The sequence below is a fragment of the Candidatus Protofrankia datiscae genome (assembly GCF_000177615.2).
GTDB lineage: Bacteria > Actinomycetota > Actinomycetes > Frankiales > Frankiaceae > Protofrankia > Protofrankia coriariae.
On sequence record NC_015656.1, the window covers coordinates 2722380 to 2745696 of the forward strand.

Here is a 23317-nt window from a genome sequence, read left to right on the forward strand (position 1 = left end):
CTGGGCGCCGCCGACCGTGCCTGGTGAGCAGGGCGGGGGTCTGCCCGACGCGCGCCGGCCTCGCCCAGCACACTCTCATCTCCCGCATGCAACGCAGCCTCGCGCTCGACCTGGTCCACATGACCGACCAGGAACAGTTCGACTACGAACCGGGCTGCTACACCGACGCCTGCTACCAGGCCGCCGGCTGGGGTGAACCCAATCGCCGGTACTGGATCGGCGCGCAGGAAACCGCCCGACGGCACACGATCCTCAACGGCCTGTACGCCTCCGTCGGTATCAATCCCGGCGGCCGCGCCCACCGCATCACCTTCGACGTACCGGAGCCGGCCCTACCCGGCTGACCGACGTCGGAACACGCCCCGTAGCCGAGGGAATCTCTGCCGGGCCGCGGCGGGCGTTTCAGCGACGAGCGCCCGCCGCATGTCCACCACGTCCGGCCCGTCGGTGTCGAGCAGACGGTCGACAAGGTCCGGGTCGTCCCACCCGTCCCCCGTCTCGACGGCGGCCACGGTGTCGGCCGGCACCGTGGCCGCCGTCGCTGGCGTAGGCCCCGGCGGGCAGACCGACCTTGTGAGGATGCACACAGACCGCCACCCCGCTGGCCTGGTCGACCTGGTAGCCGGCCGCCCGGTCGAGTGTGTACCGGCGGGGGTCAGGGCCCGCGGCGACATCGAACCGTCCACGGGGCAGGGCCCGGGACGGGCAGGTCACACAGATCAGAGCATCATCGGCCGGCCGCTCGGGAGACCCGGTCATGACCATATTGTCCCCACCGCGCCATCCCACCGTTACCAGCGCGCTACAGCTTGCCTGGCACTGGTGCTCCGGTCACAGCATCGACGGCGCCCCGGCGCTCGCCCACGCGGTCCGTGTCGCGGTCGTCCTCGGTCGGCATCATCCGGCTGCCTCGCCCACGCTGCTGGCCGCGGTCCTCCTGTACGACGCCCCCGAACTGGCCCCACCTGACCAACTCGACCCACTGGTGACGTCTCTGCTCGGCGCGGACACTCTCCGGATCATCCGCGTGCTGGAAGCCGAACATCACACCATGCACAACCCGCATACCAGCAGCGAACAGACGCTCGACCGTGTCCACCGGCTCGCCGCCACCGACATGCCGGCGCTGCTGGCCACCACCGCAGACAAGATCGTCGCGTTCGGGTCGATCCTCCGCCGCGCGGCCCGCGCCGACGACCCGAACGCCTTCTGGCAGGCACGCCATCCCTTCCGCGAGCAGATGCCCGTACTTTCACGCCTTCACCACCGCGGCAGTGCCGTTCCTGCCCCCGGCAATGGCAGCCGAGCTCACCGGCCTGCTTACCGCCGCCGACCGGGCCTGCCAGAACCGGACTCCACCTTCGGCCCGGCCTGCCGCGGATCCGGGCTGTTCCCATCCACTCCCATCCACCACCGAAAGGATTGACCATAAACGGTCGTCCGTGGGAAGTCGGCGAGATCCGTAAGGTGGCCTAATGCCGGGATGATCCGTGTCACGTGCTCTGGTACCGATGGCGCAGGACCTGGTTGGCTGAGAGGGAACCGGCCGCTGTCAGGGAGCCGGCCCGCCCCGAGGAGAGCAGGCCCTGGTGGATCCCGTGGACGTTGTGGACCCTGGGAGCGCGGCCCTGTTCGACGTTCACGGCCCCGATGACGGTACGTTGCCGGCGAGCTCCGCGGACGGCGGTGAGTCGCGGGGGCGTAGTGGTGTCGCCGCCGTCCTGTTCGACATGGACGGGCTGCTCGTCGACACCGAGCCGCTGTGGACGGTGGCCGAGCACGAGCTGGCGGCCAGCCTGGGTGCCCGCTTCACCCCCGAGATCAAGGCCGCGATGATCGGCCACGGGGTGGACACCGCCCTGCCGCTGATGCTGTCGATGCTCGGGGTGCCCGACGCCGACCCACACGCCGCCGCCCGCTTCCTGATCGAACGGACCGCCGAGCTGTTCGGCGAGCCCGAGCGGATCGTCCCCATGCCCGGCGCCGTGGCGCTGCTGGACGTGCTGGCCGCCGCCGGGATCGCAACCGCGCTGGTGTCGTCGTCGTTCCGGGTCCTGATGGACCCTGTCCTCGCCGCGGTCGGTGCGGACCGGTTCGCGGTGACGGTCGCCGGGGACGAGGTGAGCCGGCGCAAGCCGCATCCGGAGCCGTACCTGACGGCGGCACGGCTGCTCGGGGCCGACCCGGCGCGCTGCGTGGTCCTGGAGGACAGCGAGGCCGGCGCCCGGGCGGGCCTCGACGCCGGCTGCCCGACGATCCTCGTCCCGTCGATACCGGCCGTGGTGGCCCCTCCGCTGGCCGCCCAGGTGACCGTCCGCCCGAGCCTGCACGAGGTCACCCTCGACCTGCTCGACATCCTGGCCACTCAAGCAGGGGTTCAGTCAAGGTAAGCGGGAAATCGGCAATGGAATGATCTAGAACGATGTTGTGCCTGGTCAGACATCCCTGTTCTCTAAACCGGATTCCGGAGCTGGACCAGAAAGCTGGACCAGCCGAGATCGCCGTGCGGGACTGCCTGTCAAGATCGACCCAATGTCTCTTGCGTGTGTGCTTTGGCTGAACCCTTCCGACGCCCATGTCACCGGGGTATTGTGAGCCGGTCTTCACACTCTGTGTGAGCCGATCGGCGGGGCGTGACCCGTCGTCTTCCGGGTGACCGCTGTCAATCTGCGGACCCGTCGCTCGCCGCGTCCTCTGTTGGCGCTTTGGCTCAACTCTCCCCTCTCCCCTTAAACACGTCTGCGCGCGTGCCCGCCGTGCGGGTAGCGGTGACGCCGGACTGCCGACCCCTTGGACCTGCCTGTCCTCCGAGAAGGTGGCATGCGACCTGACTCTTGCCTGGGTGGTTCTCAGCGACTACCCGCGGCGCCGGTGCTGGCAGTGCTGGCGCTGGGCACTGTCGTGCTGGGCACCAGCGAACTCGGCGTCTCCGGATTGATCCCCGCCATCAGCGCGGATCTGAACGTCTCCGCCGGCGCGGCGGGCGCCCTCGTCGCGGTGTACGCCGTGGCCGTCGCGTTGGCGGGGCCGGTGCTGACCGCGACGCTGAGGCGTCTGCCGCGCCGACGCGTCCTCGTCGCCGCGCTGGGGACACTCGCCGTCGGCAACGGGGCCACCGCTGTCGCACCCGGTTTCCCGGCCCTGCTGGCGGCCCGTGCACTCACCGGCGCGGCCGCGGCGGTGTATGTGGCGATCGCCCTGACCGTGGCCACGGGACTGGTCGGCCCCGCCCGGCAAGGGCGTGCCATCGCGGTCGTCTTCGGCGGGGTGACCGTCTCGACCGTCGTCGGGGTTCCGGTCGCCACCGTGCTGGGAAGCGCGGTCGGATGGCGCGCCGTCTACGGCGTGCTGACGGTCGTGGCGGCGGGAGCGCTGGTAGCTGCCGTCCGGGTCGTGCCGCAACCCGCGGCCGGGTCGTCGCCACCCCGGCCAGCCCCGGTCAGGACACTGACCCGACCCCGGCTGCTGGCCACCCTCACCATCAACGCCGTCATCACCGCCGGCCACTACACAGCGTCCACCTACCTCGTCGTCCTGCTGACCCAGCAGACCGGCCTGAGTACCGCCGCGGCCAGCGCCTTGTTGCTGACCAACGGCATAGCCGCCACAGCAGGCAACATCGTCGGGGGGATGGCCGCCGACCGGCACACCCAACACACCATGATCGCCGCCGCGGCCCTGGTCGCCGCCAGCCTGGGCGTCGTCCCGCTGGTCATGACCGACCCGGTCCTGACGTGGCTGGTCGCCCTGGTCTGGGCGACGGCCTTCCCCGCCTTCAGCACCCCGCTCAACTCACCGTGTCCCATCAAGCCGGCTCCGCGGCCGATGTTGCCGCCGCGGTCAACATCTCGGTGTTCAACACCGGTATCGCCAGCGGCTCCGCTGCGGGCGGCCTGATCCTTCACAGGGCGGGCTTCACCGGCGTCAACCTCCTCGGCGCCGCGCTGGTCCTCGCGGGACTTGCCGGTGCGCTCCTCTCATCGCGGCAGAGGACGCGCGAAGGCTCCAGGTGAGCGCAGCAGCCGAAGGTGTGAGGGTCTCATGTGGGCCAGTCGAGCTGCGAGGCAGGGATGCCGCGTGCGCGGCCGGATCGCCATCGCCAGGTCGGTGCGGGCCGACGTCGCGGCCAGGTAGACGGGCAGCCTGGCCTCACATTCCTCCCAGGCCAGCAGTTGGCCGCTCCAGTCCGCGTAGTCCTTTGAGCCGGCGACTGCCACGTCCCCGGTGCGCAGTTCCTCAGCCAGGTAGGTGAACACGCACGCCTCGCAGTGCCGGCGGGCGAACCGGCCCGGATGGGCACAGTTGGTCAACGTCTTCTGCCAGTTCTGTGAGGCGAACGACACATCGACCGGTCGGCCATCCCGATCGTGATCGGGAATGAAGTCGCGGGTGCGCGTGCGGTGGGCCTGGGCGTGCTCCACCGCATCGAGGCCCCGGCGGTCGGCACTGGTCGCCGTCAGCACCAGCAGGTCGGTCAAGTCGAACATCGCCGCCAGGTCGTCACGGGCCCGGCACTGCGCCTTGTGGAGGCAGGCAGGCCAGCAACGCGATCCGCTTGACTGGGTCGTAGTCTCGCAACATGCCGGCGTGAGCCTGTCCGCTTCCCCAGCGAAGTCGGTGTCCGACGACCACTTGGTCAGGAGACCACGGCGTCCTGTTCGGAAGGCGTAATGCTTTGTTGCCCGATGGCCGCGGACGGTGTGGCCCTGAGTATCCCAGCACCGATGATCAAGGCGATCAGGACGAATCCGGCGGCGGTCAGGAAGGCCACGTGATAGCCGCCGATCAGCGATTCCGCCTCGGTTTCCCCGGCGGCGGTGAGGTTGTTCGTGCGCGCGCTGACAAGGGCGCTCAGCACGGCAAGGCCGATCGCGCCCCCGATCTGCTGGGTGGTGTTGAACAGTCCGGAGGTGATGCCGGACTCGGCAGGCGTAACGGCGGCCATGCCGAGCCCCATGATGGCCGGCGCGGCCAGGCCGAAGCCCAGCCCCATGACGAGGCCGGCAGGTAGGAAGTCCACCAGATAGCTGCCGTTGGCCCGGGCGAACGACAGCATGACGAACGCCGCGATAATGAGGACAAGTCCCAGCAGGAGTATCAGGCGCTGGCCGAATCCGATGATGAGCCGGGTCGAGAGGCCGAGGGAGACCGCCGCGATCACCATGGCGACGGGCACGACCCCGACACCGGCCCGTAGTGAGCTGTACTCCAGCACCCGCTGCAGGTAGAGCGTGCCGAAGAACAGCAGTCCGAACATGCCGGCAACCATCAGAAACTGAACGATGTTGGCCGCGACCAGGCTCCGCGAGCGGAAGAGCCCCAGCGGCAGCAGCGGACTGGCGACCGTGGCCTGGCGGGCGACAAACCCAATCAGCAACAGGAGGGACAGCGGGCCGAGCAGCAGGGTCCGGACCGCTCCCCAACCGACCTGCTCCACGTCCACGATCGTGTAGACCAGCAGCATCGTGCCGGCCGTGACCAGCAGGGCTCCCAGGAAGTCGATGCCCCTGTCCGTTCCCTTACCGCGGTCCCTGGGGAGTACTCGCACGCCGGCCACGATGAGGACGGCGCCGATCGGCGCATTGATGAAGAAGATCCAGCGCCAACTGAGCAGATCGGTGAGGATGCCGCCGAGCAGTGGCCCGACCGCGCCACCGCCCGCGGAGGCGAAGCTGTAGGCGGCAATGGCCTGTGCCCGCCCGCGCTGTTCGGAGAACGCGGTTACGATCATGCCGAGGACGCAGGCGGAGGCGACCGCGCCGCCGACCCCCTGGATGAAGCGGGACGCGATCAGCGCCGCGTCGCTGGTCACGACACCGCACAGTATGGAGGACGCGCTGAACAGCGCGATTCCCGTGAGGAACACGGCCTTCCGTCCGATCAGGTCACCAAGCCGTCCGGCCAGAAGCAGTAGGCCACCGAACGGGATGACGTAGGCGTTGACCACCCAGACGAGGTTCTCGGCGGAGAACCCGAGGCCGCGCTGCACGGCGGGCAGCGCCACGTTCACGATGTTCTGGTCCAGGATGATCATCATCTGGCCGACGCAGAGCAGGACGACGGTCAGCCACGGCGATGCGTTCGCCCGTGTGGTGGGCGGGGTCATTGTGAACCTCCCTTTGGGGCATCATTTGTTACAGCCGTCATCTTCTGTAACCATGAGGTGCCGGGGGAAGGAGGCACTTTTATGTCACGCAGTCACACGCATGTGCCCGGAGAGGTCATCGAGCAGGCGTGTCCACTCGTCGAGGTGCTCGACCACGTGGCGGGTAAGTGGAGCATCAGCATCCTGGTCGCCGCCGCGCGCGGCCCGGTCAGGTTCACCGAGCTGGAACGCGCCATCGAGGGCATCAGCCGGCGGATGCTCACCCTGAACCTGCGCAGACTGGAACGCGACGGCCTGCTGACAAGGACCGTTTATCCCACCGTGCCGCCGAAGGTCGAGTACAGCCTCACCGCCATGGCACAGGAGCTGTACTCCTACCTGACCGGCCTGGTGGAATGGGCCGAGCGGCACAGCGGCGCCATCGCCCACGCCCGCGCCGCCTACGACACCGCGGCGGCGCCGGCGGATCCGCCCCGCTCGCAGCCGGAGCGCGGACGGGCACAGGTTCCCGCGTCCAGCCCGTAATGATGTTCGGGTATCTCCGCTGTCTCCGCGACCCGCGGAAATATCCGAAGATCCTCATGGAAGATCTTCGGATATTTCCGTCTGGAAGTCACAGGTCGTTGCCGGCGTAGGAGAGGTTGAAGCTTTTGTTGGTCAGGGGGAAGTCGGGGACGATGGTGTCTGCCAGGGCGATGGGCAGAGCGGGCCAGTTGAAGAAGGACGGGTCGACGACCTTCACCCGGGCCAGGGCGCGGTCGGGGGCGAGTTCGACACGGGTGGTGATGGTGCCGCGCCAGCCCTCGACGATGCCCACGCCCGAGCCGAGACCCGCACCCGATTCGGCGCGCGTGACGCCGGGGGTGAGGCCGGCGGCGAGCTTCTCGACGAGGGCCAGGGAGACGTCGATCTCGTCCGCCCGGACGAGGAAACGGGCCAGGACGTCCCCACTGGTGTGCACGGGGACGGTGAGGGCGTCGCCGTAGTCGAGGAACGGATGGGCCTGCCGGGCGTCCACCCGCACCCCGCTGGCCCGGGCGACGTAGCCGAGGCAGCCCAGGTCGCGGGCGGCGCGGCCGTCGAGGCGGGCGGCGCCGGTGAAACGGTCACGCACGGTACTGTGGCCGAGGGCGAGGGCGACAATGTCGCGGATGTCGTCACCGATCGCGCGGATGCGGGCCGGATCCGGCAGGGCACGGACGGCGGCGCCGCCGGGGATGACGCCCCCGCGCAGCAGACGGTGCCCGGTGACCTCCTGGTTGAGGCGCAGCAGCTGTTCGCGGACGCGCTGGGCCTGGGCGTTGAGGATGCCGTGCCCGACGTCGTTGCACAGCGCGCCGAGGTCGGCGACGTGGTTGTGCAGCCGTTCGAGTTCGAGCAGGAGCGCCCGGGCGCGCCGGGCCGGCTCGGGGACGGCGGTGGCGGTGGCCTCCTCGACGGCGAGGCAGTAGGCCAGCGCGTGGCCGACGGCGGTGTCACCGCTGATCCGTTCGGCCAGTGGCAGCCCCCGCTCCACGTCACGCCGTTCGAAGAGCTTTTCGATGCCCTTGTGGACGAACCACAGCCGGGCCTTGAGCTTGAGGATGGTCTCGCCGACGACGGAGAAGCGGAAGTGGCCGGGTTCGATCAGTCCGGCGTGCACGGGCCCGACCGGGATCTCGTAGACGCCGTCGCCCTCGACGGTCAGGAACGGGAAGGGGCCCTCGGACTCGGCGAACGGCGGCGGCGGGCCGGCGTCGGGCCGCATCGGATACCAGCCGCGGGGCCAGTGCGGATGGCGCACCAGCCGGCGGGGCAGCGGATGGTTCAGCGGGACGATGCCGTGCAGGTCACGCATCTCGCGTTCGAACCGGCCGGCGGGGAAGGACAGATGGGCGAGGCTCGGCAGCGCCGGGGTGTCCGGGTCGAGGCGGACGTGCAGTTCGACGCGGGAGTCGGGCGGGCCCTTGACGAACAGGTACACCACCCGGATGGCCGGGCCGCCCGGGGCGTCGGCGCCGTCGTGGTGGGCCGCGACCAGGGCGAGGCGGTGGCCGTCGGCCAGCATCTCGCGGACCCGCCGGGGCAGCTCGGTGACCCCGGTGTCGATCACGTCCCGGGCGGCGTGGGGCTGGCCGGGACAGGGCTGGTCGGTGCGGGAGGTCGGGTCGGGGCACATGGGTGTCAGGGCCCTTCGGTGATCGCGGCGGCGGTGGACAGCAGGCTGCTCAGGGGGACGTCGCTGACGCCCAGGGCGGCGCAGGCCAGCAGCCCGACGGCCAGTGGCACCCACACCGCGGCACCGAACCGTACCGGGACCGCGGCGGTGGTGCCGCCGTCCCGGCCGGGGGCGGGCCCCAGCAGCATGTGGGCGGTGCGGACGGTCATCGCCGCGAACGCGGCCAGCACCAGCACCAGCGCGGCGGCGGTGGCCCAGCCCAGCCCCGCGGGCCCGGTGAAACCGGCGCGGGCGATGGCCAGCTCGGAGGCGAACAGGCTGAACGGCGGGAAGCCGAGCAGCGCCAGCACGGCCAGGCCGAACGCGGCGGCGAGGACCGGCGCCTGGCCCAGCAGGCCGCGCACCCGGCCGATGCGGGTGGTGTGCCGCAGGTGCAGGATGTGCCCGCTGGAGCAGAACGCGACGCTCTTGGCCAGCCCGTGGCCGGCGATGTGCAGCAGCACCGCGGAGGTCGCCAGCCGGCTGCCGGCGGCGGCGCCGAGCGCGATCAGGCTCATGTGCTCCATGCTGGAGTAGGCGAGCATGCGCTTGTAGTCACGTTGCCCGAGCAGCAGGGCGGCGGCCAGGGCGAGGGTGAGCACGGCGGCACCGACCAGCAGGGTCCGGGCGAACCCGGGGCCCAGCGCCACGTCCGCGATCACCTTGTAGCGCAGGATCGCGGTGAAGGACACCGCCAGCAGCACCCCGGACATCAGCGCCGACACCGGCGCCGGGGCCTGGCTGTGCGCGTCGGGCAGCCAGGCGTGCAGCGGCACCAGCCCGGCCTTGGCGCCGAACCCCAGGATGACCAGGGCGATCCCCATCCGGGTGACGGCTGGATCCAGCTCGTGCGCCCGGGCGACGAGCACCGGCCAGTCCAGGGCGGAGGCTTCCGAGATGCCGGCCTGCCGGGCGGCGTAGTAGATCAGGATGGTGCCCAGGAAGGCCAGGGCGATCCCGGCGGAGCAGATGACGACGTACTTCCAGGCGGCCTCGACCGAGGCACGGGTCCGCCGGTGGCCGACGAGGAAGGCGGTGACGATGGTGGTGGCCTCGATCGCCACCCACAGCACGCCGAGGTTGGCCACCAGGACGGCGACGGCCATCGCGGCCAGGAAGGCGTGTACCAGAATGCCGTAGCGGCGCGCGCCGCGGGCGTCGGTGTGCCCGGCGGCGTTCTCCGCCGCCAGATAGGCGGGGCTGGCCGCGCAGGCGAGGACCGCGACCGCGCCGATGACCAGCAGGATCCACGCGGACAGGGCGTCGGCGCGGGCCAGCCCGCCGTAGCCGGTGACCGGCCCGTGCCCGGGGACGCGGACGGCCAGCACGATCGCGCAGCCCAGGATCGTGGCGGGGGAGACAAGACCCGCCCAGGCGGTGGCCGGCCGCCAGCCGAGCACGGCGTAGCCGGCCGCGGTGGCCAGCGCGACCGCGACCGGGGCGGTCAGCAGCAGCGTGGCGGCGACGGATGTGGTGCCGGCTGGTGCTGAGGCGGCAAAGGTCGTGCCGACGGATGCCGCGGCGACGGATGTTGTGGCGGCGAGGGTCATCAGTCGTGCAGCTCCCGCAGGTCGTCGATGTCGGTCCCGCCGAAGGTGGCGTGCATCCGGGTCGTGAGGATCTGCAGGACCAGGACGGCGAGCAGCACGTCGAAGGAGACCCCGAGTTCGACGATGAGCGGCACGCCGGAGGTGGCCAGGAAGGCCACGGCGGTGATGCCGTTGTCCAGTAGCAGGAATCCGACCGCCTGGGCGAGTGCGCGGCGCCGGGTGACCAGGGTGAAGAAGCCGATGAGGACCACGGCCAGGCCGACCGGCAGCGCCCGGGTCGCCGGGCTGGGCGCCAGCTCCACCAGGGGGCGGGACGCGGCGTAGGCAAGCAGGGTCAGCGCCGCGGCGGTCAGCAGCGAGGCCGCCACGTTGACCAGCGGCTCGGTCTCCCGGGTCTCCCCGCTGGCGGCCAGCACCCGCCGCATCAGGTACGGCAGCACCCCGGCGCGCAGCACCAGGATCCCGACGGCCACGGCCAGCAGTTCGAACCGGTGCTCGTGGATGCCGGACAGGGCGGCGATGGCGGCCAGCGCCACCCCCTGGACGGCGAACAGGCGCACGAGCGCGGTCAGTTCGCGGCGCCACAGCACCAGCACGGCGGCGAGCAGGAACACCCCGCAGGCCAGGTCGAGCAGTTGGGTGTACGTGCCGGTGCTCATCGTGGCCCACCTTGTGCGGGGCGGCGAGGCGCGGGGCGGCGAGACAGAATCATGGCGGGCTTCAGTTTCCGGGTAGGAAGAACGAGGCGCCGACGGCGAGCAGCGCGAGCAGGAAGGAGCCGGCGAGCAGTTCGGGCACCTTGAACAGGCGCATCTTCGCCCAGAACACCTCGGCCGCGGCCAGCCCGGCGCCGAGCAGGGCGACCTTCCCGGCGAAGAGCGCCAGCGCCAGCGGCAGGGCCGCCGCCGCGGTGCCAGTGGCGATCCCCCAGGGGACGAACAGGCTGGTGAGCAGGCCCAGCAGCACCGTCAGCCGCATCTGGGCGCCGAGCTCGATCAGGGCGAGATCCGGACCCGCGTACTCCAGGATCATCGCCTCGTGGATCATCGTCAGTTCCAGGTGCGTGGACGGGTTGTCCACCGGCAGCCGGCCGGTCTCGGCGAGGGTGACCACGGCCAGGGCGACACCGGCCAGCAGGCTGGCGGGGGAGGCCAGCCGGGCCGGGTCGTGGACGCCGTGCGCGACGATGGCGGGCAGGTTGGTCGACCCGGCCGGGATCGACAGCGCGACCACCGACAGCAGGATGGTCGGCTCCACCAGGGCGACCACGGTCATCTCACGGGACGCGCCCATGCCACCGAAGGCGGTCCCGGTGTCCAGGCCGGCCAGCGCCAGGATCACCGTGCCCAGCGCCAGCAGTGTCACCACGACGAGCAGGTCCGCGCTGTCACGCACCGGGGTGGCGGTGGACGCCAGTGGCACCAGTGCGGCGACCACGAGGGTGGTGGCGACCAGCAGCAGCGGTGCCAGCCGGAAGGCCGGGCCGGTACCCACCGGGGTGATGGGCTGCTTGCGCAGCAGTTTGCGCAGGTCCCGCCATGGCTGCCCGACGCCGGCGCCGGCGCGCCCCTCCATCCGGGCCCGTACCTGCCGCATCAGCCCGGTCAGCAGCGGCGCCCCGGCGACCACGACGGTGACCTGGGTGAGCACCGCCACCGTCCCGACGGCGCTCACCGGGTCACCGCCAGCACCAGCAGGACGGCGACCAGCCCGCAGAACCCGTAGCCGAGGTAGCGGTGCACACTGCCGTTGGCCAGCTTCCGTGCGGACGCGCCCACCCCGGCCAGCGCCGCCAGCACCGGCCGGTACAGGCGGTACTCGATCCGGTCCGGGATCCTCCGTTGGAAGCGGACCCGTTCGACCAGGTAGGCCGATTCGCGGGTCGGGGTGACGTCGACGTCCTGCTCGGGCGCGAGCACGTCGTCGAACACACGCTGTAACGGTTCGGCGAACGATGTGGCCGTGTACTGCATGCGGGCGCTCGGCGCGCCGCCGCCGCAGTCCCACAGCTCGGCCCCGACGCGACGGGGGTGGCGCGTAAGCAGGCGTGTCGCCGTCGCCACGGCGAGTATCGCGACCGCCAGCGCGACCGCCACCCACAGCGGCGACAGCGTCGTGGCGAGCCGGTCCAGCCGGATGTCCACCCCGCTGTCGGACAACGCCCGCCCGACGTCCACCCCGGTTGGGCCAGTTGCTCCGGCCGTCCCGGCGGGCCCGATCGGCCCGGTCAGGCCGGTCGCCGCCACCGCGTCGGACAGACCGCCGGTCAGCGTCCCCGGGACCAGCGCCAGGGCGACACAGCCGGCGGCGAGCAGCCCCATCCCGGCCAGCATCACCGGCGGGCTCTCCCGCGCCGCGGCCGCCTCGGCACCGCGCGGGCGGGCGAAGAACCCCACCCCGAGCGCCTTGACGAAGGTGGCGGCGGCCAGCCCCGCGGACAGGGCGATCGCGGCAACCGCCAGCGGCAGCGCCACGGCGCTGGCCGTCCCCGGCACCCCCAGCCCGTGGACGAGCGACTCCAGCAGCAGCCACTCGCTGACGAACCCGTTGCCCGGCGGCAGCGCCACCGCCCCCAGCGCGCCCACCGCGAACAGCCCGGCCGTCACCGGCATCCGGGCCCGCAGCCCACCCAGCGCGTCCAGGTCACGCACCCCGGTGGCCCGCAGCACCGACCCGGCCGCGCAGAACAGCAGCGCCTTGAACGCGGCATGGCTGACCACGTGCAGTAACGCGGCGGCGAGCGCCAGGGCGGCCAGGGGCCGTTCCCCGGCGGCGGCGAACATCCCCGCCGCCCCGGCGCCGATCAGGACCAGGCCCATGTTCTCGCTCGTCGAGTACGCCAGCAGCTGTTTGACGTCGGTGGCCATCGCCGCCTGCAACATCCCGTACACCGCCGAGACCGCCCCGGCGGTCAGCAGCACCAGCCACCACCAGCGCGGCCCGCCCCCGAGCAGGTCGAACCCGACGCGGATCACCCCGTAGACGCCCGGTTCACCATGGCCGCGCTCATCAGCGCCGAGACGTGGCTGGGCGCCTGCGGATGCGCCCGCGGCAGCCAGGCGTGCAGCGGGACCGTGCCCGCCTTGGACGCGAACGCGGCAACCGCCAGCACGAAGACCGTGCTACGGACGGCCGGTGACACCTCGCCCGCGCCCGCGCGCAGCGCCGTGAACGTCTCACCCCCGGCGCGGGCCGCGAACAGCGCCAAGGCGATCAGGAGCGCCACCAGGCCCAGATGCGTCATCACCGCGTACCACACCCCGGCGTCGCGCACCGCGGCCCGCGACCGGTGCTCGGCCAGCACCAGCAGCAGCGAGGCGACCGCCATCAGCTCCCACAACAGCAGGAAGGACGACACGCTGGACGCCGCCGGCACCAGCAGCAGCGTGGCCGCGAAGACGGGTAACACCGCCTGCACCCCGCGGGCGGACACCCCGTGCCCGGTGTAGCCGATCCCGTAGAGCGCCACCGGCGCCACCACCGCGCCGGAGACGGCCATGAACAGCCCGGACAGGGCGTCCACCGTCAGATGCACCCCGGCCAACGGCAGCAGGTCGGGCAGGCTCGCCGGCCACGGCGCGCCACCGCCGAGCGCCGCAAGCCCGGCGGTGAGCCCGGCCACGCCGACCCCGGCGGTGCACACCCCCACCAGGGCCGGCCGCACCCGCTCGGGGGTGAACGCCCCGGCCAGCGTCCCGGCGCCGGCCAGCCCGGTGGCGGTGGCCAGCGCAGGCCCGACCAGACCGCTCACCGGCGGGTCACGGTGCGTAGCGCGGCCACGATCGCGTCCGGCTCCGGTGGGCAGCCCGGCACCTGCAGGTCCACCGGCACCACGTCGGCCACCGGGCCCTGCACGCCGTAGCCGCCGGCGAACTCCCCGCAGTTCAGCGCGCAGTCACCCACCGCTATCACCAGCCGTGGCCGTGGTGTCGCCTCCACCGTGCGGCGCAGCGGCTCGGCCATGTTGCGTGTCACCGGCCCGGTGACCAGCAGCACGTCCGCGTGCCGGGGTGACGCCACCACGCGCGCCCCGTACCGCTCGGCGTCGTAGACCGGGCCGAACGCGGCGGCAATCTCGATCTCGCACCCGTTGCAGGACCCGGCATCGACACATCGGACCTGTACCGAGCCGGCGAGCTCGCGGGCCGCCGGTAGGCGCTCCGCCTGCGGCGCTGGCGGGGCCTGTTCGGCCACCCGCCCGGTTTTGCGGATCTTGCGCAGCAGATTCACCACATGCTCCTGATGTTCGGTGACGACGTCCTTCGTGGTGGTCGAAAAAATGCTCTGGAACTGGTCTGGACCGGCTCGGAACTCGAGCCGGAACCCGTACCCGCGGTGACCGCCCTGGCCGGAGACGGGGCTTGGCGCGGGATGCCCGCCGGGTGGTGCCGCGGGACCGTACGACAGCTACGGCAGCTGCGGCTGGTGTGGCTGGTGTGGTGGCGGCCCGGTCTCCGGCGCGACGGCACGCAGGTCCTGGAGCAACTCGGCCTGGCCGGTCAGCACTCCGGTCAGGATCGTCCGCGCGACCGTCAACAGGCCGGTGACGTGGGGGCTCGTCAGCGAGTAGTGAACGGAGGAGCCCTCCTTGCGGCCCACGACCAGGTTTGCCCGGCGCAGCACCGCCAGTTGCTGGGAGAGGTGGGCTGGTTCCACACCAACCTGCGGCAGCAGTTCCGCCACCGCGTGTTCACGCTGGCTGAGCAGCTCCAGCACCCTGATACGCACCGGATGCCCCAGCGTCCTGAAGAGCTCCGCCTTCAGTTGGTAGAGAGGCGCGGTCACCGACGCAGCCCCGCCGCTCACCGTCGCGTCACCGGCTCACCTTTCGTACGCCCCCCTCGCTGTTCGTGCCCGGCTACCCGCCCCATCGCGCCCAGGCCGAGATGCCCCGCATCGCCACGGCACGGTTCGTGTCGCCACGGTCCGTGTTGCCGGCGTCTGGCGCGCCCGGTGGCCCGTGGCCGGCCACTGGCTGTTCCCCGCACGCGGCACGGCGACCTTACCAATTGCAAACATTAGCAACTGAAGGAGACGCCAAAAATGGGTGGTGCACGCCACCGCCCACGAGCCCTATGGCGGCGGGGTCCGCTCACCAAACGGTGTGACGGACAGCGACGTTCACCTGCCTCCACGGCTCATGGCCTCGCTCCGAAGATCACCCGTAAAGATCGTCGGACACTCCCGTCGCAAGCGGCGCAAAGCGTAGGTGGTTTCCGTCGTTATGACAGCGGTTTCCACCTACACCAGTGGAAGCCGTCGGTGGAAACCGTTGTCTGGAGGGTTCCCACTTTCGTGGACAGTCCTAACTATGCAGCACGAAGTGTTTGTCCGTCAAATTCTTCCTCGAACTCGACAGGCGTGAGATAGCCGATCGAGGAGTGCAACCGCTGCCGGTTGTAGTAGATCTCGACATATTCGAAGATCCCCGCCCGGACGCGGTCTATGGTATCGAACGGGTGGAGGTGGACGAACTCCTTCTTGAGGGTGGCCCAGAAGGACTCCGCCGCGGCGTTGTCGAAACAGATCCCGGTACGGCCGACGGAGTTTCGGACGTTGTTGTCGCGACAGAAGGCGACGAACTCACGGCTGGTGTACTGACCGCCTCGGTCGGCGTGGAATATGACGCCGCCGGGTGGCCGCCGGCGGGTGACGGCCATACGAAGCGCGTCGAGAACGAGTTCGGTGCGCATGTGATCGGCGACCGCCCAGCCGACGATCTTCCGAGAGAACGCGTCGATGACGGAGGCCATGTACACCCAGCCATCCCAGGTGCGAATATATGTTATGTCGCCGTACCACAACTGGTTCGGTGCGGACGCGGCGAAGTCTTGGCCGACAAGATCAGGCAGCGATGAGGAGTCCGCGGCCTGCACCGTCGTCACCGGCCGGCGGGGACGCGGATGCACGCTGACCAGGCCCATCGTCGCCATCAGCCGCTGGACCCGCTTGTAGGCGACGGCGACGCCCTGGCGGCGGATCTCGTGGAAGATCCGCCGCACGCCGTACCGCCCCTCGTGACGGTCGAAAACAGCTCTGATCATGGTCGACAAGGTGGCGTCGTCCTTCTCCCTCCGAGACGGGCCGCGTTTCTTCCACGCATAGTAGCCCTGTCGGGACAGGTCGAGTTTCTTGCACATGTAGTCGACGGGAAAGGTGTTCGCGCCGTCGGCGGACACAGGCTTCTTCGGAGCGTGTATCGAGATGAACTCGAACTTTACTTCTGCTCGCTCGCGAAGAAGCTCGCCGCTTTTTTTAGGAAGGCGATGTCCATCTGCGCCTGCGCGTACTTCTTCCGGAGCTCCTCAAGTTCCGCGCGCTCCGACACCGACAGCGGCCGCTCCTCGGTCTCGCCGTTCTCCTTCGCCTTCTTCACCCAGTTTCCCAACGTGGTCTCGTGGATACCCAGACTCTTCGCGACCTCGGTCACCGACCGGCCCGAGTCGAGCACCAACCTTACTGCCTCGGATTTGTACTCCTGGGTGAACTTCCGGCGAGCTGACCCCATGACGCTCCTTCCCTATGGACAGTGAACCTCAGGTTCGCTGTCCACGGAAGCGGGATCACTCCACAGCACCTTTCGCCAAGAGCATCCCGATGCTGCCCTGGCAAGGAACCTGGTGCCTCCCAAACTCTTGAACATCACCCGACCGTGGTTCGGGGTGCCTCCCAAACTCGTGCACAACCGCCGTCACGACTGGTACACAAAGCCAGACAGCGGCACGGCGGGCGTCAGCGACGCCGTGGCCAGGGAGGGGTGGACGGCCATGCGCACGGCCCGGGCCAGCGGGGCCGTCACCGCCACCCGCAAGATCGGCGGCATCACCGACACCCCGACCTGACCGCCGTGGAACCGCTGCTGCTGCTCACCCGCGACACCGCAGGCGGCTTCACCACCCGCCTGGACAACGCCGCCCGCTACGTGGGCCGCTGACCGCCGTCAGCCCCGCGCTGACCCGGGTTCCACCTCCGCCGATCATGTGACTTATGGTGAGCGCCGTCACAGCAGGAGAAGCGATGGGGAGGGGCGGGACGGGTGGCGTTCCTGACCGACGAACAACGCCGCAACTACGGCACGTTCACCGCCGTACCGGACGACGGGCAGCTGGCCGGCTACTTCCTGCTGGACCGCGACGCGCGGCGGCGGGCGATGGCCTGCCGGGGCGCGAGGTCGCAGCTCGGCTACGCCGTCCAGCTCGGCACCGTACGGTTCCTGGGCACCTTCCTGGACAACCCCGAGGACGCGCCCGCCGAAGTCGTCGAATACGTCGCCGACCAGCTCGGCCACTCCCCGTCGGTGCTGGCCGGGTACGGCGCCGAGCGCACCCGCTGGGACCACCAGAACGCCATCAAGGACGCCTACGGCTACCGGGATCTGAAGGGCGACGCCTGGTGGAAGCTGGCCCGCTGGCTGTGGGACCACTGCTGGTCGGGCAACGAGCGCCCCATCGCCCTGTTCGACCTCGCCACCCTGCACCTGGTCGAGAACAAGGTGCTGCTGCCCGGCGCCACCGTCCTGGAGCGCATAGTCACCTCCATCCGCGAGCACACCAACCGCAAGACCTGGCGCACCCTGGCCGCCCAACCCGACGCCGCCCAGCGCGCCGCCCTCACCGCGCTGCTGCCGGTCGAGGACAGCCGCCGCACCTCCAAGCTGGACCGGCTGCGCCGCTCCCTGGAGTGATCCCGCTTCCGTGGACAGCGAACCGGAGGTTCGCTGTCCATAGGGAAGGAGCGTCATGGGGTCAGCTCGCCGGAAGTTCACCCAGGAGTACAAATCCGAGGCAGTAAGGTTGGTGCTCGACTCGGGCCGGTCGGTGACCGAGGTCGCGAAGAGTCTGGGTATCCACGAGACCACGTTGGGAAACTGGGTGAAGAAGGCGAAGGAGAACGGCGAGACCGAGGAGTGGCCGCTGTCGGTGTCGGAGCGCGCGGAACTTGAGGAGCTCCGGAAGAAGTACGCGCAGGCGCAGATGGACATCGCCTTCCTAAAAAAGCGGCGAGCTTCTTCGCGAGCGAGCAGAAGTAAAGTTCGAGTTCATCTCGATACACGCTCCGAAGAAGCCTGTGTCCGCCGACGGCGCGAACACCTTTCCCGTCGACTACATGTGCAAGAAACTCGACCTGTCCCGACAGGGCTACTATGCGTGGAAGAAACGCGGCCCGTCTCGGAGGGAGAAGGACGACGCCACCTTGTCGACCATGATCAGAGCTGTTTTCGACCGTCACGAGGGGCGGTACGGCGTGCGGCGGATCTTCCACGAGATCCGCCGCCAGGGCGTCGCCGTCGCCTACAAGCGGGTCCAGCGGCTGATGGCGACGATGGGCCTGGTCAGCGTGCATCCGCGTCCCCGCCGGCCGGTGACGACGGTGCAGGCCGCGGACTCCTCATCGCTGCCTGATCTTGTCGGCCAAGACTTCGCCGCGTCCGCACCGAACCAGTTGTGGTACGGCGACATAACATATATTCGCACCTGGGATGGCTGGGTGTACATGGCCTCCGTCATCGACGCGTTCTCTCGGAAGATCGTCGGCTGGGCGGTCGCCGATCACATGCGCACCGAACTCGTTCTCGACGCGCTTCGTATGGCCGTCACCCGCCGGCGGCCACCCGGCGGCGTCATATTCCACGCCGACCGAGGCGGTCAGTACACCAGCCGTGAGTTCGTCGCCTTCTGTCGCGACAACAACGTCCGAAACTCCGTCGGCCGTACCGGGATCTGTTTCGACAACGCCGCGGCGGAGTCCTTCTGGGCCACCCTCAAGAAGGAGTTCGTCCACCTCCACCCGTTCGATACCATAGACCGCGTCCGGGCGGGGATCTTCGAATATGTCGAGATCTACTACAACCGGCAGCGGTTGCACTCCTCGATCGGCTATCTCACGCCTGTCGAGTTCGAGGAAGAATTTGACGGACAAACACTTCGTGCTGCATAGTTAGGACTGTCCACGAAAGTGGGAACCCTCCACTGGTCATGCCGCCGATGTCGAAGGTTGAGCTGTACGCGGCGATCCGGCGTGACCACCGTGACGGCACGTCGATGCGGGAGCTGGAGCACAAGTACGGCGTGACGTGGCGGACGGTGCGGAAGGCGCTGGACTCGGCCTGGCCGCAGCCGCGCAAAAGCAGCGGCACACGGTGTCCCGGATCTTCCACCGCCTGGTCGATGAGCATGCCGCGGACGTCTCCTATGGGATGGTCCGCAGCTGCGGGGCGGCCTCGCGGCCGATCTACAACGGGTCGTCGCCAACCATGGCGATACCGGCGAGGTCAACCCGGCTCTCGGCGGTCACCACCCGGCAGTACCGGCAGAGGCCATCGCCGAGCGGGAGTAGGCGCCGGTTGATGCGGCGGACAACGCGATCGGCTCTTTTCGCGCCGCCATCAGGAGGCGGTCCGCATCAGTGCCGCCGCCCAGCAAGCCGATGGTCAGGCGGCCGGCGAAGGTGTACATCAGGAAGGTGACGGCGGCGGAGGCGCCCGCCGACGGCCTGGGGTGGGCGGACAGGTACACGATCTCGTAATCGGTCAGGCCGAGGTGGGCGGGGGTGCGGAAATCGGGTATCATCCCGGGGTTCGTCACCGCAACATGGCTGGCCAGGGAATGAGTCCTGGTGGTGCCGAAGAAGTCCGGGAAATGCAGTACCGACTGCTGCACGATGCCCCCGGCCAGATCGTGGCGCAGTCGGGCCGAGATCCGTTGCGCCAGTTCGGCAACTCCGGAAGAGACGTCGATGTCGGCGGTGAAGGCCGCGAGTCCGGCCATGTTGGTGCCCGCGGCGGCCGCGATCGACGGGCTCAGTCGCGATCGCATGTCCACCGGATACAGGCAACCGACCGGCACTGGATCGCCTGCGGCCCCGGGAAATTCAGCGGCGTATGCGCGCAGCAACGCGGCGGTGACCAGCGCATTGACGGTGATGCCCTGGTGGCGGCTCAGTCGGATGATCCGCGCCGTGGCCTTCTGATCCAGCCGCGTTCGCCGGGGGCGGGCGAGCGCGCTTGTGGCAACGGCACCGTTGTCGCAGGGAAGGGTCTTCGCTTCGGACGGCAGCGGCCGCATCATGTCCTCGAAGCCGGATACCGAGTCCCGCACGATGCCGCGGGCTGCCGCATACCATTCCAGCGACTGCGGATAATCGTGCGGCACAACGGTTATCGTCCCGGTGTCGACGTGATCGGTGTAGTAGTCCCACAGCCGCGAGAACAGTTCCACACCGTGGCCCGCGTCCGCGATGCTGTGGTGCACGAACAGCGTGACCCGCGACCGGGCCGCACCGCCCAGCACGAGGTCCAGGTAGGCGAGCTGGGTGGCCGGATTCATCGGCTCGGCCGGCACCCGCACGACGTCGGGGTCGCCGTGACTCTCCCATATCCCGGCCGGCGCCACATCCCCGGGCCGCAGCAGATAGCCGCGGCCCGCGGCGTCCTCCCCGATGCGAGCGGTCGTTACCGGATAGGCGCGTTGCAACGCCGTGAAGGCAGCACCCAGCGCCGACGGATCGAGCGCGCCCTCGACCGACACGGAACGGCCGGTGTAAGTGCCATGCCGCACGAATCGTTGCTCCGACGGTGCCAACACCCGCACTACATCGTCCGCACCCCACCACACTTCGCCAAGCCTACCTGGGCCCCGGTGTGGGTCAGGATCCGCGCGCATACGGCGGTGTCGAGGATGTCCGGGGCTGCGGCCAAGAGGACCGGGGCGTCTGTCAGGAGAGCTGCCGTGTACAGGTGCGGGGTGATGTTCTTACTGCCCTGCACGTCGATGTGGCCCTGCAGCGGCCGTCGGCCTGCCGCAACCCGGCCTCGACGGTCCGCTGCCCTCGCGGACGGCGGGCCGTTCCCGTTCGCGGACACCGGAGTGCCGTCATTTCACGTGAACATCCGCGAGCTTGTTGATCACCAACTGATTCCGAAACCCGTACACAAACGCTGTCCCTTGAAGTGAACGAAGCCACGCTGTCGGTGAACGAGCGGCTGCGGCTGCACGAGATGTTGGGCCGCTACATCTCCGGCCTGCCTACCCCGGTGGGCGGCGTGGCCGGGGTGCGGTACGGGCCGGTGTGGCCGCGGACACCCCCGCCCTGGCCCGCTGGCGCAGCCACCTCATCGCCGCGCTTGCGGGCCGCCGGTTCGACTACCTGCACGCCCCCGGCCCTGAGACGGCCGCCGACCTGCTGACCAAGGAGCACGAGACCGGATGAACGCCGCCGCGATCCTGCCCAGCCGCAACGAGCCGGCCACCATCGCCGCCGTCACCGCCACCGTTGATGCGGCCCTCGGCGACCCGGGCGCCTTGGGCCCGTCGATCCGTATGGAGGCTACGGGCCCGACCCCCACTGGCCACGGCGGAGGCCGTCGCGCTCATCTCCGAGCTGTACGCGGAAGGGTGAACTGCTCCGAAGAGGGGCGGCGCAGCCCGATCGCGGTGACGGCCGTGGCGGCCCGTCAGGCGCGGCTCAGTGCCGGCTCCGGCTCGGAGGGAAGCGCTGCCGCGCCGGGGGGGGCAGCAGCGGGGTCGCCAGCAGGAGCACGCCGGCCAGGCCGATGGCCGTGCGCGGGCCGAGCAGGCCGCCCAGCACGCCCCAGGCGGCCGTCAGGAGCGCGGTCGAGGCCTTTCGTCACCGCCCAGGCGGACAGCGTGCGGGCGACCCGGTCGGTCGCGGTGCGCTCGAGGCGGTAGGTGGCGTAGACGGGGTTGAAGACCCCGCAGCAGAAGATGAGCCCGAGCTCGACGCCCATCACCAGCAGCAGCCCTCCGGTCCCCGGCCCCAGGAAGGCCAGGCCGACGGGCCAGATCGCGCGCAGCGCCCCGACCACGACCAGGACCTGGTGCTGCCCGAACCGGGTGACGAGCGGTCGGGCCAGCCGCGAACCGAGCAGCCCGCCGATCGAGGGCGCGGCGAAGGCGAGGCCGTACTGCCACGGTGCGAACCTGCCGATTCAGCTCAGGAACCCCAGATAACTGACGCCTTCACTCCTTCCCCATCGCCGCCGCGATCCGGTCGGCATACGTGCGGTACGCCTTGCGTCCGGCCAGGGTCGAGCCGTCGCCGGCGAGGGCGGCGCACTGCCCCAGCGTGGCCTGGTGGAGTGCGAGCGGGGCGGTGACGCGCACCGAGTAGCCCTGGCCGCGGCGAATGGTCCTGCCACCGCGCAGCGCTTCGGGGATCTCGGAGACCTCGGTGGCCTTGAGGTGCTCGGCGAGCAGGCCGGGCACGTCGATGGTGTGCGGCTGCTCGGGCTCGGGCGCCTGCTCCTCGACGTCGGTGGCCATGCCGTCGAGTTCCTCCAGGACGTCGACGGCGTCGCGGGCGCCGGCTGCGTCGAGCACCCTGCGGATGGTCTTGGGCGCGACATCTTACTGCCGGGCGAGCACCTTCACCGCGGCGCCCTTGGCGTACGCGTCGACAACGTCGGCCGCCTTGTCCTCGTCGAGCGCGGCCGGGCGCCCCAGCGTCTTTCCCGCAGCCTCGGCGGCGGCGACACCTTCCTTCGTGTTCTCGCTGATCATGTCCCGCTGAAACTCGAGGACCCCGGCGAGCATCGTGACGAACAGCTTGGTCTGCGGGTCGTCGGCCGCCAGGTCGAAGCCGGACCATGCACCGGTCGCGATACGCAGATGCATCCCGCGCCGCTGGAGGACCTCCCGGATCTGGATGACGTCCTTGGTCGAGCGGAACAGCCGCGCGGCGTCCGCGATGCGGATGGTGTCGCCGACCGCCGCCTCGTCGAGCAGCCGGCGGAACCCGGATCGGTTGATCGCGTAGACGCGGGACGACGTGGCCGGGTCCTCGTACCTGGGTGCGCCGGACTTGAACAGACTGTCCAAAGCATGGAGTTGACGGGCATTGGTCTGCTTGTCGGTGGAGTGCCGAGATACAGACGGTCCGTCATGTATTGACCCCTCTTAGCTCGTCCAGCGAGGCGCCCGATCGCGACCATAAGGGGGCTAAATGGGGAGGCGCAATTGCGGAGTGAACCCGATTGGATCGGTGCACCGATTTGCACCGCTATGCCCGGCTCGCTTCATTGGATCGGCGAGAGGGGGCGCAATCGACCGATTCCGCCTCCCGTCCGTCATTCGACAGGCGTCCAGACGATCACCGCCGCGGCAGCACAGTGGCGGAGTGTCAAGTCATGTGACACCAAACTGCACTCTTCTGCATGTTTCCTACTCGACCCCGGACATGGCGGATCAGCCTGTCGATCTCGCGCCGCTGCTCGCGCAGGTCCGCTCCGAGGTGCGCGTTACCGACCAGCGCGAGCCATGCCTCGGACTCGACCCGCCGGTTCGCGTCGAGGGGCAGCAACTGCTCGAGAATCTCCAGGGGCGCGGCCGGCGTGACAGCGCCGCCGCGGGCCGCGTCGAGCGCGTCGAACCGCCGCCGGACCTGACCGACCGCCCACTCGACTGACACCAACGCGATCGGCACGGTGCTCGCGTGCCGCGCAGTCGG

The 23317-nt window shown here is 70.1% G+C and carries 23 protein-coding genes and 4 pseudogenes; 10 read left to right on the top strand and 17 right to left on the bottom strand.

The features are described from left to right. Window positions 1–23 precede the first annotated feature (23 nt). Window positions 24–344: a hypothetical protein gene (locus FSYMDG_RS11200; protein ID WP_131769537.1), complete on the top strand. Its 321-nt coding sequence runs from the start codon at window positions 24–26 to the stop codon at window positions 342–344. On the opposite strand, the gene FSYMDG_RS11205 is transcribed toward FSYMDG_RS11200, so the two are convergent. Continuing rightward, a complete protein-coding gene (locus tag FSYMDG_RS11205) occupies window positions 333–527 on the bottom strand; it encodes a hypothetical protein (protein WP_013873610.1) in 195 nt (64 codons plus the stop codon). The two genes, FSYMDG_RS11200 and FSYMDG_RS11205, sit on opposite strands and share 12 nt — an antisense overlap. Before the next feature lie 230 nt (window positions 528–757). On the opposite strand from FSYMDG_RS11205, the gene FSYMDG_RS23070 reads away from it, so the two are divergent. From FSYMDG_RS23070 to FSYMDG_RS11220, 3 genes are all read left to right on the top strand, one after another. Continuing rightward, a complete protein-coding gene (locus FSYMDG_RS23070; protein WP_013873611.1) occupies window positions 758–1426 on the top strand; it encodes an HD domain-containing protein in 669 nt (222 codons plus the stop codon). A 163-nt stretch (window positions 1427–1589) separates the two neighbouring features. Beyond that, on the top strand, window positions 1590–2390 hold the full coding sequence (locus tag FSYMDG_RS11215; protein WP_013873612.1) for an HAD family hydrolase: 801 nt from the start codon (window positions 1590–1592) through the stop codon (window positions 2388–2390). A gap of 430 nt (window positions 2391–2820) precedes the next feature. Continuing rightward, entirely contained in the window at window positions 2821–3897 is a 1077-nt protein-coding gene (locus tag FSYMDG_RS11220; RefSeq protein ID WP_013873613.1) for an MFS transporter, read from the top strand. 80 nt (window positions 3898–3977) lie between these two features. Here FSYMDG_RS11220 and FSYMDG_RS11225 read toward each other — a convergent pair whose 3' ends face one another. Together FSYMDG_RS11225 and FSYMDG_RS11230 are read right to left on the bottom strand one after the other, a co-directional pair. Next, complete coding sequence (locus FSYMDG_RS11225) at window positions 3978–4487, bottom strand: hypothetical protein (protein WP_043603483.1); 510 nt, start codon at window positions 4485–4487, stop codon at window positions 3978–3980. A gap of 149 nt (window positions 4488–4636) precedes the next feature. After that, the gene (locus FSYMDG_RS11230; protein WP_013873614.1) at window positions 4637–6106 is read right to left on the bottom strand and encodes a DHA2 family efflux MFS transporter permease subunit; all 1470 of its coding nucleotides are present in this window, start codon (window positions 6104–6106) and stop codon (window positions 4637–4639) included. An 81-nt stretch (window positions 6107–6187) separates the two neighbouring features. Here FSYMDG_RS11230 and FSYMDG_RS11235 point away from each other — a divergent pair, with 81 nt between their 5' ends. Next, on the top strand, window positions 6188–6631 hold the full coding sequence (locus FSYMDG_RS11235) for a winged helix-turn-helix transcriptional regulator (RefSeq protein ID WP_013873615.1): 444 nt from the start codon (window positions 6188–6190) through the stop codon (window positions 6629–6631). Between the two features lie 88 nt (window positions 6632–6719). On the opposite strand, the gene FSYMDG_RS11240 is transcribed toward FSYMDG_RS11235, so the two are convergent. The 9 genes and pseudogenes from FSYMDG_RS11240 to FSYMDG_RS28365 form a co-directional block, all read right to left on the bottom strand. Beyond that, a complete protein-coding gene (locus FSYMDG_RS11240; protein ID WP_013873616.1) occupies window positions 6720–8264 on the bottom strand; it encodes an NADH-quinone oxidoreductase subunit C in 1545 nt (514 codons plus the stop codon). A 5-nt stretch (window positions 8265–8269) separates the two neighbouring features. After that, on the bottom strand, window positions 8270–9853 hold the full coding sequence (locus FSYMDG_RS11245) for a proton-conducting transporter transmembrane domain-containing protein (RefSeq protein ID WP_013873617.1): 1584 nt from the start codon (window positions 9851–9853) through the stop codon (window positions 8270–8272). Next, the gene (locus FSYMDG_RS11250; RefSeq protein ID WP_013873618.1) at window positions 9853–10512 is read right to left on the bottom strand and encodes a hypothetical protein; all 660 of its coding nucleotides are present in this window, start codon (window positions 10510–10512) and stop codon (window positions 9853–9855) included. The genes FSYMDG_RS11245 and FSYMDG_RS11250 overlap by 1 nt, the downstream gene beginning before the upstream one ends. Before the next feature lie 61 nt (window positions 10513–10573). Next, a complete protein-coding gene (locus FSYMDG_RS11255; RefSeq protein ID WP_013873619.1) occupies window positions 10574–11527 on the bottom strand; it encodes a respiratory chain complex I subunit 1 family protein in 954 nt (317 codons plus the stop codon). Beyond that, window positions 11524–13604, bottom strand: a pseudogene (locus FSYMDG_RS30070) (proton-conducting transporter membrane subunit). The gene FSYMDG_RS11255 and the pseudogene FSYMDG_RS30070 overlap by 4 nt, the downstream one beginning before the upstream one ends. Further along, on the bottom strand, window positions 13601–14083 hold the full coding sequence (locus tag FSYMDG_RS11265; protein ID WP_013873620.1) for an NADH-quinone oxidoreductase subunit B family protein: 483 nt from the start codon (window positions 14081–14083) through the stop codon (window positions 13601–13603). The pseudogene FSYMDG_RS30070 and the gene FSYMDG_RS11265 overlap by 4 nt, the downstream one beginning before the upstream one ends. A 177-nt stretch (window positions 14084–14260) precedes the next feature. After that, on the bottom strand, window positions 14261–14638 hold the full coding sequence (locus FSYMDG_RS11270) for an ArsR/SmtB family transcription factor (protein WP_013873621.1): 378 nt from the start codon (window positions 14636–14638) through the stop codon (window positions 14261–14263). A 524-nt stretch (window positions 14639–15162) separates the two neighbouring features. Then, window positions 15163–16059: an IS3 family transposase gene (locus FSYMDG_RS24470; RefSeq protein ID WP_349304129.1), complete on the bottom strand. Its 897-nt coding sequence runs from the start codon at window positions 16057–16059 to the stop codon at window positions 15163–15165. An 11-nt stretch (window positions 16060–16070) separates the two neighbouring features. Continuing rightward, on the bottom strand, window positions 16071–16361 hold the full coding sequence (locus FSYMDG_RS28365) for a transposase (RefSeq protein WP_043602641.1): 291 nt from the start codon (window positions 16359–16361) through the stop codon (window positions 16071–16073). A 112-nt stretch (window positions 16362–16473) separates the two neighbouring features. On the opposite strand from FSYMDG_RS28365, the gene FSYMDG_RS26825 reads away from it, so the two are divergent. From FSYMDG_RS26825 to FSYMDG_RS24475, 4 genes and pseudogenes are all read left to right on the top strand, one after another. Then, window positions 16474–16695 carry a hypothetical protein gene (locus FSYMDG_RS26825; RefSeq protein ID WP_043603485.1) on the top strand — a complete coding sequence of 74 codons (222 nt, stop codon included), beginning with the start codon at window positions 16474–16476 and terminating at the stop codon, window positions 16693–16695. Between the two features lie 194 nt (window positions 16696–16889). Further along, window positions 16890–17537 carry a DUF4158 domain-containing protein gene (locus FSYMDG_RS11290; protein ID WP_013873622.1) on the top strand — a complete coding sequence of 216 codons (648 nt, stop codon included), beginning with the start codon at window positions 16890–16892 and terminating at the stop codon, window positions 17535–17537. A gap of 55 nt (window positions 17538–17592) precedes the next feature. Continuing rightward, window positions 17593–17754, top strand: a pseudogene (locus FSYMDG_RS28370) (transposase); the annotation flags it as partial. 166 nt (window positions 17755–17920) lie between these two features. Continuing rightward, window positions 17921–18790, top strand: coding sequence for an IS3 family transposase (locus FSYMDG_RS24475; RefSeq protein WP_043602618.1), 870 nt, complete (start codon window positions 17921–17923; stop codon window positions 18788–18790). A gap of 353 nt (window positions 18791–19143) precedes the next feature. On the opposite strand, the gene FSYMDG_RS11300 is transcribed toward FSYMDG_RS24475, so the two are convergent. Then, on the bottom strand, window positions 19144–20442 hold the full coding sequence (locus tag FSYMDG_RS11300; protein WP_043603486.1) for a phthiocerol/phthiodiolone dimycocerosyl transferase family protein: 1299 nt from the start codon (window positions 20440–20442) through the stop codon (window positions 19144–19146). 374 nt (window positions 20443–20816) lie between these two features. On the opposite strand from FSYMDG_RS11300, the pseudogene FSYMDG_RS29635 reads away from it, so the two are divergent. After that, window positions 20817–21061 (top strand): annotated as a pseudogene (locus tag FSYMDG_RS29635) (hypothetical protein); the annotation flags it as partial. 255 nt (window positions 21062–21316) lie between these two features. Here FSYMDG_RS29635 and FSYMDG_RS11305 read toward each other — a convergent pair. The 4 genes and pseudogenes from FSYMDG_RS11305 to FSYMDG_RS24490 all read right to left on the bottom strand — a co-directional run. Beyond that, a pseudogene (locus tag FSYMDG_RS11305) lies at window positions 21317–21791 on the bottom strand (MFS transporter); the annotation flags it as partial. A gap of 40 nt (window positions 21792–21831) precedes the next feature. Beyond that, a complete protein-coding gene (locus FSYMDG_RS11310; RefSeq protein WP_013873626.1) occupies window positions 21832–22191 on the bottom strand; it encodes a hypothetical protein in 360 nt (119 codons plus the stop codon). Between the two features lie 27 nt (window positions 22192–22218). Continuing rightward, the gene (locus FSYMDG_RS11315; protein ID WP_013873627.1) at window positions 22219–22689 is read right to left on the bottom strand and encodes a recombinase family protein; all 471 of its coding nucleotides are present in this window, start codon (window positions 22687–22689) and stop codon (window positions 22219–22221) included. A 301-nt stretch (window positions 22690–22990) separates the two neighbouring features. Beyond that, window positions 22991–23278, bottom strand: a complete 288-nt coding sequence (locus FSYMDG_RS24490; RefSeq protein ID WP_237702719.1) for a TetR family transcriptional regulator C-terminal domain-containing protein — start codon at window positions 23276–23278, stop codon at window positions 22991–22993. Window positions 23279–23317: the final 39 nt, after the last annotated feature.